We start from the raw sequence: 9,688 nt of genomic DNA, 5'->3' as shown, positions 1-9,688 counted from the left end.
GTTTTTCCAGAGCATCAAAGCGGGCACTCCAGATTTTTTCATACTCGCCCAGATACGCTGCGGCTACTTTGAGAGTTTTCGGCTGAATCTGAATAACTTTCTCCTTACCACTTCGACGCTTGGTAATTAGTCCGGCTTTCTCCAACACACTGATGTGCTTGCGATCGCTGCAAAAGACATCGCATAGGGTTGTGCTAATTCGCCGATAGTATGTTCTGCTGTTGATACCCGCTTAAGAATGTCTCGCCGCGTCACATCAGCCAGAGCAGCAAAAATTTTATCAAGGGCTACATTTGATTCAACCATATAGTTGAATGATATCTAAAGATACAGATCGTGTCAAGTGACAACGCGGACAACTTTTACCTTCTGTCGAATGGCAAATTCTACCTGAAGTCACATACAATTTTGGGTGTTACTTCCACTGTGCTTCCAGGCGATCGCTAAGGAATCTTATTCGCAGCTTGCTCTACTGCCTGTTGCCATACATCCACTTGTACAGTTGGTTCCAACTCGGCTTTCGCCAAAAAACGCAGTTGTCGTTTGTTGGTCGGCATTGGCATTGGAATTTGTCGACCAATGGTCGGCAAAAACTTAATGATGATTCTCATAAACTGTCGATGTTCTAAGTAACCCCTTAAACGAGTGATGTCTATGGGGAGCAACTTTTGGAGACGCTCCGCATAGACATCACTTTCACAGCCGAATGGCACTGAGAAAAGCTGAAACCTCCTTGCTGGCAGGGTGTGGGAGGTGTGGGAGGACGGGGAAGAATCATTTCTCCCCACACTTCCCTTTCTCCCCTCTCTCCCCACACTCAAAAAGCAAGTTATATCAGGGCTTTGCGATTAACAAGCGTGCCATTCAGTTAGGGGCCATGATCGTAGTCTCTGGGTTAGCCGCTAAACGACCATCTTCCATGTAGACAATGCGATCGGCGATGTCCAAAATGCGGTTGTCGTGTGTGACTAATAAGATGGTGCAACTCTGCTCTTTGGCAAGTTTTTGCATAATTTCTACAGCATCACGCCCAGATTTCTTATCTAGAGCGGCTGTCGGTTCATCGGCTAACACGATCTTAGGTTGACTCACTAAGGCACGGGCGATCGCAACGCGCTGTTTTTGCCCGCCCGATAGGCTATCGGCATAATAGTCTATCCGTTGTTGCAGCCCTACTGCTTCTAGCATGGCAACACTCGTGCCATCAACGTCGCGATCGAACATTTCCTCATGCAGTTCTAAGGACATCCGCACATTTTGTTTAGCCGTCAGAAAGGTCAATAGATTGTGTGCCTGAAAAATATAGCCAATGTTGCGACGAAGGTGAGTCAACTGTTGTTTGCTGGCATTATGTAATTCTTGACCGAGAAGCTTGAGGCTGCCTTCTTGAGCCGATCGCAAACCGCCCATTAGTGTTAGTAGCGTTGTTTTGCCAGAGCCAGAGGGACCCGTCATGATAATGATTTCGCCTGCATAAATATCTAAATTGATGTCAAATAAGGCTTGTTTTCGGAGTTCGCCACTGCCAAAGTAGTGATTAAGCTGCTGAGCCGAAATAACTGGTACTGCTGTTGAGTGAGATTGATCGGACTGCCAAGTTTGAATCATTGCCTTTGTTTTTATATGTGTGTAAACGATCAAAAAATTGGACGACCTAGAGCAAAAGCAATACAGTCTACGATCAGGAGGATACCTAATCCCATTAATAGAACTCGCAATATTTTGTGTCCCCATTTCTGCACTGATCGATTAATTGCCTGGATCAAATTAAGACTATGTTCGCCCAGGCAGATATAGAGTCCTAAGAGAGCAATGAGCGGGAAAACAAAGATTGCGTTATAGATTGCCAGAATACTCATTGTGGTTAAGAGGTCAAACTGCGATCGCACAATGCGCTCGATCGCTGTTAAGTAAGGTAGTGCAGTTGGGAAATCCCAAAGTGTTGCAGCACTGCCAAAGAAAAAGGTTTGAGCGATCGTTAATTGAGCAGGGCGTTTAGCTTCTTGGGAATCAGCAGCATTTTTAAGGTTCCAACCCACCAAGAGTAGAACGATGCCAATGATTAGTTGCAACGTGTACATCAGTGAAGGTGGCAAACCTGGTAAATTGATGGTCAACTGACTTGCTCCAAGCACCACCGCTAATCCTGCTGTCCAATAAGTGATAAATACTCCCGCAATAAATGAAACTGAGCGAGGCACTGGCTTAGGAGTACTGAGCAGATACATTTGGACTGCTGTAGTAGTGGGGTTGAGGCTGTCTAGTGCTGCGATCGCAACAAGATAAGCAAGTAAGGATGGCATCTGATTACACCAGGTAAGAACTAGAAAATATCAGCCGGATCAGCAGATTGCAATTTTCGCATCGCGATTCCTCCTGATGCGGCACACATTACAATCGTCAAGGTCAACACAAGCACTGCGCGGCTGACTGTCATGCCGATCGGCAGAAAAGTCGCAGCAGCAGCAGCAGAATACAGCCCGATCGAAATGACAAACCCTGGGATGAATCCTAAAACAGCCATAATCAGCGCTTCCTGGATGAGTACACCAATCAAGTAACCGTCGCTATATCCCATTGCTTTCAACGTGGCATATTCTGGCAAATGGTCTGATACATCGGAATAGAGAATTTGATAAACGATAATGGTGCCAACGATAAAACCAATGATTGCGCCAAACCCAAACAAAATCCCGATCGGACTGGTGGTTTCCCAGTATTTCTTTTCGTGTTCAACAAACTCTTCATGCGTCAGGATCAGCACATTTTCAAGCTCCGATTGTATCGCAGCCTTAAATTGCTTAACATCGGTGCCCGGTTTCAACTGGATGGCTCCAATATCAATTTCATCGGGCTTACGGGCTGGAAAGAGCCGAAGGAAAGTTGAATGACTAGTAATTACATTCCCATTGGCAGCAAATGATGCTCCCATGACAAACGTTCCAACTACCTTGACTTGAAAGTTATTAAATTGAATTGGCACTGAGCCAGACTGCTGAAGTTCTTCAACTACATTGCCAAAAAACTGTTCCGCACCGGCACGATCGTAGAGCATTCGGTTCAGCAACTTCAATTCATTCTGATGTGCTTGTACGTCTGGTAGCGTGATAGCTGAGTTATTAGGATTAATAGCAAATACCATTGTGGGCTGATTCGTTCGGGTTTGAGCATTTCGCCACTCGCCCTGACCAATGTAGAGATAGTTAATCGATTCAACTTCTTTAGCTCCTGCCGCCTGATATAGTTGCTTTCTGGGAAAGCTTCTGACCACATTTAGGCTCTCAAACAACGGGTTAATCAGGAATAGATCCCCTTGCAGTGAGGTGTAGGGTTTTACGACAGACTCAAACAGAGCATCGAGCAATCCCAGTTGAAAAAACATCAGAATATCGGCGAAGGCAATCCCCGCTAAAGCCACTGCAAGACGGGTTTTTTCTCGTTTTAGCTGAAACCATGCCAGCGGTGTTTTACGGAATAGGTTACGCAACATAGATCACTTTTTCCCCACTTTATACCAGACCACGACGGAGGGCAAAAACAACCGCTTGAACGCGGTTATCAACTCCAAATTTGTTAAGGATACTTCTGACATGCGTTTTGACAGTATTGGGACTGAGATACAACACACCAGCAATTTCAGGGTTACTTTGTCCTTCAACCATTAATTTAAGAACTTCCATTTCACAGTCTGAAAGGTTCTTTAACTGCGTTGTATACAATAACTGCACGTATTTTCCTCGGTTAAAGTATGAATTAACTGATTGGTTATCGGCGAGAATATGAACGCTTTAGGGTTGGATAGCGACCTGTACCTGTAAATTAGTCAGCCCTGAAACCTGATCGCTGTCGGCTGCATTCAAACGAATTCTGACTTTAACCACCCGCTGATCCAGGTTCTCGCCCGGTTGATTATTGAATATCTCCTGCTGGCTCACTTGCAGCCCAATTTCTTCGACTATGCCGCGCAATTCTCCAGAAAATGGTTCACCTGTAATCAATGTCTGTTGCCCAATGCGAATTTTCTTGATGTCACTTTGATAAACTTCGGCAACCACTCGCATTTGGCGGGTTTGCCCCAGATCGGCAATGCCTTTTTCATTAACCACTTCTCCCGCCTTGGCATAGATTTCCAGAATTTGTCCTGCTTGGGGCGATCGCACCTCTGCTTGTCTCAAATCTGCTTTTGCTCGTTGAGCAACGGTGATCGCTTGCTCCACTTTTGCCTGTGCCGTCTGCACATCTACTGGACGCACTTCAGCAATGCGATCAAGGTTTGCCCTAGCGGACTCAATCTGCGCTTGCAATGTATCAGTCGTCCGGCTTTGATTTGCTTTGCCTTCATTGAACTGTGCTTGCGCTTTTTGGAAAGCTAATCGCCTCTGGTCAAACTGAGATGCGGAGATTGCTCCTTCCTGATAGAGCGATTGATAGCGATTGTATTCAGAGCGGGCATTATTAACCTCAGCCTCTAAACTCGCTAAGGTTGCTTGCTGTTGCCGAGTTTCACCTGCTAATTCCGCTTGCAAACGTCCAATCTCTGCTTGTTGTGCCTCAATTTCACCCAATTTTGCTCCGGCTCTAACCTGTGCAAGCTCTGCTTGGGCAACGGCAACTTGTTGTTCGGCTTCTAGGAGAGCGCCTTGTAACCGATCGTAGCTGTCTAGAATCGCAATTACTTGATTAGCTTGGACTCGATGGCCTCGTTTGACAAGCAGTTGAGCCACGCGATCGTTACTGAGCGTGGCTGGAACTGACACTTTTGTCACCTCAGTTTCAGGTTCCAACCGCCCCAGCGCCACAATAGACTGAATCGTTGGGGTAGTCTGAGTGTTCTCTGCTGGTTTCTCTACAACAAATTGCGAAATGCCATAGTAAGCAATTCCTGCTGTAATGGTAGATGCAACAACGATCAACGCAAGCATCCAACGATTAGATGATTTCGACAGTAACTGTAAATTCATGATGGTCATGCAGGCGGTAGCGGATAGCGGAGACGATGAAATTTGAAATGGCAAATTAAGCAACAAGCTTAAGGCAATTACTCAACCAATTGATTTGAAACTGGCATTACATTAGACCTAGAAGTTTGCCTGAGAGCTTTATTCAGAACTAGGGAGACAACTGGAATTAACAACCAGACTAGATCTGAAAAGTCTGGACTAACCAGCGCGACTGGAATTGATATTAAGGCACAAACAGGTTCAATTAGTGCTTTCACTTGCATCGATCGAATGATTTGAATATCTAAATCTTCACCCACTAACCGATTTTGGTGAGTTGCATAGATCCAGCTTGTAAACGAGAGCAATCCAATGAGAAAAATATTGGTGTTAAACCAAATCTTGGCAAAAGGATTACTGGATAGCCTAAAAACAAGATCATTCGAGAACGGAATCACTAATAAACACATCAAGTACAAGGTATAGATAAATAAGTGAGTTTCATTAGTCCGTTTGAAGTAACTAAACTGCTGAGTGTGGTTAATCCAATAAAAGGCAACCAGAATAAAAGCGATGATGTAGATGCCAAGGGACTTAAGTTGTCCAGTCAGAAATTGGTTGACTTCCAAATTTGACAGCAATTGAACAGTTTCTGGCAGTTTAAATCCCATGAAGGTAATTGCCATCGCCAGGGCAAAGACACAATCACTCAGCCTTGCTAAATGGTGAATGGCAGTTTGAGAATTTGAGTGGTCTGGCTGCATGGCTGGTTGGATGATTCATCTACAGACCATCTAAATCCATCCACAGCGTTTCTGATACCTATAGCTATCATTGAAACGGATGACACTTGTCATGTCTAACCTTGATAGGTGTCATACCTGGATTGGCAGGCGATCGCGCAAACTAGAGAGAACAGGATGGTTAATCTATTCAATGAATCTAGACGCTGGCTCTTCTCCATCACTCCGTCGGACACTGCGCTTTGGCGAATGGCTCCTGCTACTCATGACAATCTTGATTTATGTGCTTGATGAAGCCTCCACACCTGAGCTAATCGTCAAATGTGTCGCGTTTAGCACGCTCTTTTTCTGTCTCAGCTTTATCTTGCCGCTCGATCGCCCGCTTTGGCAGCGCCGCACTTATATTGCGCTGGAAGTGGGGTTAACGGGCGTTGCGATTGCGTCTGGCATCGAACTTAGCTTTGTACTTTATCTACTACTGATCAAGGCGTGTTTCTTGTTGAGTCGCCGCGAAGTTATTTTGACCAATATTATGGGTGGAGTGGTCTGGTTGACTAGTTTTGCCTGGCTATATCCGTCACTAATTCAACGAAAACTTCCAGAGTTTGATAGTGTCACTTTGCAGTCTAATTTGTACATCACACTACTCCATGCGTTGCTGTATTATGCCAGTGCCAGTATTTTTGTTGTTTTGCTTGGCTTTGTCATCGTGGCAGAACGCGAAAGCCGCCAGCAGGCAGAAGTATTGTCCCAAGAAGTAGAAGTGTTAGGTGCCAAACTAGAACGTCTGCGGATTGCGCGTGAAATTCATGATTCCTTAGGGCACACTCTCACCTCATTGGGAGTACAATTGGAAGTTGCTCAGAAATTGCGCGATCGTGATTTAGCCAAGTCCTTTCACTCGGTAGACAATGCTGCCTTATTAGCAAGCCAATGCCTTGAAGATGTGCGGCAACTGGTACAGACGATGCGCTGGCAGTCCGGCTTCAATCTAAATGAAGCACTACGTGAGCAAGTTGAGCAGATGCGCCAGCAGGGCATTGTCACTCAGATTGATTTAAGCCTACCTGCCCTCTCCCTGCAATCGAGTTATCAGCTTTACTGCATATTGAAAGAAGGCTTGATTAACATTCAGAAACACGCCTTGGCGACTCAGGCGAAGTTACGGGGAGTGGTTGACTCAGGCACGATCGTGGTGACGCTCCAAGATAATGGTCAAGGGTTTGACTTGGAGCAACCATTGACTGGGTGGGGTCTGCAAGGTATGCGGGAGCGAGCAGAACTTCTGAGCGGAACCCTTAAAATTAGTACAGGTTCCGACCAGGGAACACAAATCAAAATCCTTATCCCCTATGATTCGAGTGCTCGTCGTTGATGATCAATCCTTCTTTCGAGAGGGGTTAGCCGCATTATTGTCCCTAGAGGCAGACATCGAAGTGATCGGGCAGGCACCCGATGGAAGAGTGGCGATCGACCTGACCAGAAAGCTTCAGCCTGATGTCATTCTGATGGATATTCGGATGCCCAACTGTGATGGGGTTACAGCAACTCGTGAAATTCTCCGCAGCTACCCGTGGAGCCGCATTCTCGTGCTAACCACGTTTGACGAAGACGAATATGTGTGGGAATTGTTGCAGGCGGGGGCAATCGGGTATCTGCTTAAGAACACGCCTTCTGGGCAGGTTGCGGATGCTATCCGCACGATTCACAAAGGACATAGCCAACTCGGACCGACGATCGCAGCCAAAGTTTTTGCCCAACTGCAACCACCTGTTAGTGCTGCCCCAGTTAATTTAATGCTGAGTGAACGAGAGTTGGCTGTCTTGAAGCTGCTGGGGCAAGGCAAAACGAACCGTGAAATTGCTAAAACCTTGCACATCACTGAGGGGACGGTCAGAAATTACATTAGCCGGATTCTCAGCGAGTTAAACGTGAGCGATCGCACGCAAGCCGCACTCTGGGCACGCGAAAATTTAGACCCGCGATCGCCTTAGCTGATGCATCTGTCTTCTTCATGCGAACTACGCCCGATTTTGGGCAATCAATCCTGTTACCAGCACAATCGCGTATCCCCAAAGTAACCACGCGCCAAACACACCATCAGCGATGGGTTAAACATTTGGGAAAGCTTGGGTAAAAAAGTAAGTTGTCACAACATCTAGCAGCATTCCTGGAATTGCTAAACAAACGGCAGCTTCCAAACGCTGATGTGGCAGTACTTTTTTCCATCGAAAAATGGCATAAACCAATAGTGGCAAACACGTTACAGAGAATAAGAAACTGCTGACCATACTCAAAGTGCTGTCGGGCCAATTTTAGCAATTGGAAAGCCACATCCCTCTTTTTGACCACTAGGTTGAGGGTACTCTTTTTGGTTCTCTACTGTGTCTGGCATAGATACAGTTGAGCCATCTATTACTTTCACATTTCGACCACACCATAATTTTTCTGTTGTCACTTTTTATTCTAAGCTTTGTGCCGAATCATTAAAAAGTTTTTCCAATAATTTCTCCGGTAGTCTTGACCGGGCTTGGCAGTATGCACTCGTATCTGATGAATGAATTTTCTGATGAAGGAATTTCCACATCTGACTCGGCTAAATGTGCAATTATTTTACTCACAGCATTATGACAAGTTTTATCACTATCCAAAACTTGCGACAAAAACGTCCACAAAGTAATAAATGGGTCAAATAATCGCTTTTTATATTTAATTTTTAGCTCAGAAATTGCAAGTTTTATTGCAGATTCTGGCAATAGTTCTTTAAAAGGTAAACCTAAACTTTGATTAAATTTGTCCTTGAGAATGTGTACTCATAATGTCACAGTAGTAATTAACGTATGTGCTTACTCGTTTTAAAGAAAGTATTTCATAAACGAGTAAGCTTTTTCTACCTTCAAAAACTTTTTGGGCAACCTTCCACCGTTACCGCTTCCATTTCACAGCCCTTACAAAAATAGCGATGCCTATGGCGGGCTACGCCTACGCAGCCAAGTCTCCACTGCCATTAACGCATTAATGCTTGTAATGCTTATGCAGCATGGTTTATAACTTTTCTTAGCGCCATTCCTTTCACAGCCCAACTAACTGTTAATATCTCAGATAGTTTGGATCATTTAGTTTTCAAAATGCGAAGCTGAAGAGAGTTGAAGACTTCAATTGCCGGGGCTAAAGCCTGGGTACAGTGTAAATAAGTTACGCTCAAATCAAACAAACTTATTCAAACATCAAAGTTGGTAGACATTTTGGACTCCTTGTAATAAAGTGAATAAAAAATATTTTTAGTTAGAACTTACACATGAATCAGATGTGTAAGTTTCAGCAATTGAGGTGAAAACTAGAAGCACTTTTTGGTGGTAAAGCAAATCGAGAAGAAAGAACAAGCAACTTTGATAGCCAAAGCACCAGCAACAACAGCTTCTAGTTCAGTTTCAGACAATTGTTCAGTTTCAGAAGTCATTGCAGGCAGAATAATATAAGCAACATCATCAGATTCTTGAACAACACGGATTTGAACAGTCTCAGGTAACTTTTGTCCGAGTTCTTGTTCAACAGCAGCTTTGGCAGCTTCAGGATTATTCAGCAATTCAGCGCGGAAAGCTTCATCTTTCATTGCACGAGCAATCAATTTAGCGTCAATACTTACTTGTTCTTGGTATTGTGCAGACATTTTGGACTCCTTAATTTAAGTAGAACAAGGTGAAAAAACTAAAGTGTGTAAAGATAAGTAAATACATAAATGTGTCTACCAAGGTAACAGGGGTATGGGCAGCCGTTTAAGGGTATTTCTGACTCGTGAGCAAGATAGAACTTTGTTCAACCTGAGAACGGCAGATGTACCCCAGAAAGTTAAAGACAGAGCAGAAGCATCCGTGAGAGGTTAAGGTAATTGCACAAATGTCTGTGAGGGTGCAGGAAAAGGGGATAAATCCAGCCTGGAGACTGGTTTTCGCAGGGCTTTGACAACTCCTAAATCTTGATTCTCTTTTGCAGCAAAGTACTTAA

General features: G+C 44.6%; 12 protein-coding genes and 2 pseudogenes. 2 read left to right on the top strand and 12 right to left on the bottom strand.

The annotated features are described in order from the left end of the window. Positions 1–126: 126 nt before the first annotated feature. From H6G97_RS51610 to H6G97_RS38090, 8 genes and pseudogenes are all read right to left on the bottom strand, one after another. Complete coding sequence (locus tag H6G97_RS51610; RefSeq protein WP_199349934.1) at positions 127–306, bottom strand: ArsR/SmtB family transcription factor; 180 nt, start codon at positions 304–306, stop codon at positions 127–129. A 137-nt stretch (positions 307–443) separates the two neighbouring features. Next, positions 444–788 carry a hypothetical protein gene (locus H6G97_RS38120; protein ID WP_190945878.1) on the bottom strand — a complete coding sequence of 115 codons (345 nt, stop codon included), beginning with the start codon at positions 786–788 and terminating at the stop codon, positions 444–446. A 76-nt stretch (positions 789–864) separates the two neighbouring features. Then, entirely contained in the window at positions 865–1,608 is a 744-nt protein-coding gene (locus H6G97_RS38115; protein ID WP_190945875.1) for a DevA family ABC transporter ATP-binding protein, read from the bottom strand. 29 nt (positions 1,609–1,637) lie between these two features. Beyond that, the gene (locus H6G97_RS38110; protein ID WP_190945874.1) at positions 1,638–2,303 is read right to left on the bottom strand and encodes a GAP family protein; all 666 of its coding nucleotides are present in this window, start codon (positions 2,301–2,303) and stop codon (positions 1,638–1,640) included. Between the two features lie 20 nt (positions 2,304–2,323). Then, positions 2,324–3,490 (bottom strand): ABC transporter permease DevC, encoded by a 1,167-nt coding sequence (gene devC, locus H6G97_RS38105; protein WP_190917025.1) that lies wholly within the window; start codon positions 3,488–3,490, stop codon positions 2,324–2,326. A gap of 19 nt (positions 3,491–3,509) precedes the next feature. Continuing rightward, a pseudogene (locus H6G97_RS38100) lies at positions 3,510–3,704 on the bottom strand (helix-turn-helix domain-containing protein); the annotation flags it as partial. Between the two features lie 84 nt (positions 3,705–3,788). Continuing rightward, the gene (locus H6G97_RS38095) at positions 3,789–4,961 is read right to left on the bottom strand and encodes an ABC exporter membrane fusion protein (RefSeq protein WP_190945873.1); all 1,173 of its coding nucleotides are present in this window, start codon (positions 4,959–4,961) and stop codon (positions 3,789–3,791) included. Between the two features lie 77 nt (positions 4,962–5,038). Continuing rightward, positions 5,039–5,704, bottom strand: a complete 666-nt coding sequence (locus H6G97_RS38090; protein ID WP_190945872.1) for a TMEM175 family protein — start codon at positions 5,702–5,704, stop codon at positions 5,039–5,041. A gap of 91 nt (positions 5,705–5,795) precedes the next feature. Between H6G97_RS38090 and H6G97_RS38085 the strand changes: the two genes are divergently transcribed. After that, entirely contained in the window at positions 5,796–7,058 is a 1,263-nt protein-coding gene (locus H6G97_RS38085; RefSeq protein ID WP_242055836.1) for a sensor histidine kinase, read from the top strand. Beyond that, entirely contained in the window at positions 7,036–7,677 is a 642-nt protein-coding gene (locus H6G97_RS38080; protein ID WP_190737914.1) for a response regulator transcription factor, read from the top strand. The genes H6G97_RS38085 and H6G97_RS38080 overlap by 23 nt, the downstream gene beginning before the upstream one ends. 27 nt (positions 7,678–7,704) lie before the next feature. Here H6G97_RS38080 and H6G97_RS38070 read toward each other — a convergent pair. The 4 genes and pseudogenes from H6G97_RS38070 to H6G97_RS38060 all read right to left on the bottom strand — a co-directional run bounded on the left by H6G97_RS38070 (position 7,705) and on the right by H6G97_RS38060 (position 9,353). Then, positions 7,705–7,974 (bottom strand): annotated as a pseudogene (locus H6G97_RS38070) (DUF5367 domain-containing protein). A 2-nt stretch (positions 7,975–7,976) separates the two neighbouring features. Beyond that, entirely contained in the window at positions 7,977–8,141 is a 165-nt protein-coding gene (locus tag H6G97_RS51605) for a hypothetical protein (protein ID WP_199349932.1), read from the bottom strand. A gap of 28 nt (positions 8,142–8,169) precedes the next feature. After that, a complete protein-coding gene (locus H6G97_RS51600) occupies positions 8,170–8,439 on the bottom strand; it encodes a hypothetical protein (RefSeq protein ID WP_199349930.1) in 270 nt (89 codons plus the stop codon). Between the two features lie 581 nt (positions 8,440–9,020). Then, positions 9,021–9,353, bottom strand: a complete 333-nt coding sequence (locus tag H6G97_RS38060; RefSeq protein WP_190945870.1) for an NHLP leader peptide family RiPP precursor — start codon at positions 9,351–9,353, stop codon at positions 9,021–9,023. Positions 9,354–9,688: the final 335 nt, after the last annotated feature.

Source organism: Nostoc flagelliforme FACHB-838, assembly GCF_014698065.1.
Lineage (GTDB): Bacteria > Cyanobacteriota > Cyanobacteriia > Cyanobacteriales > Nostocaceae > Nostoc > Nostoc flagelliforme_B.
This window is presented reverse-complemented; position numbering and strand designations above follow the sequence as displayed.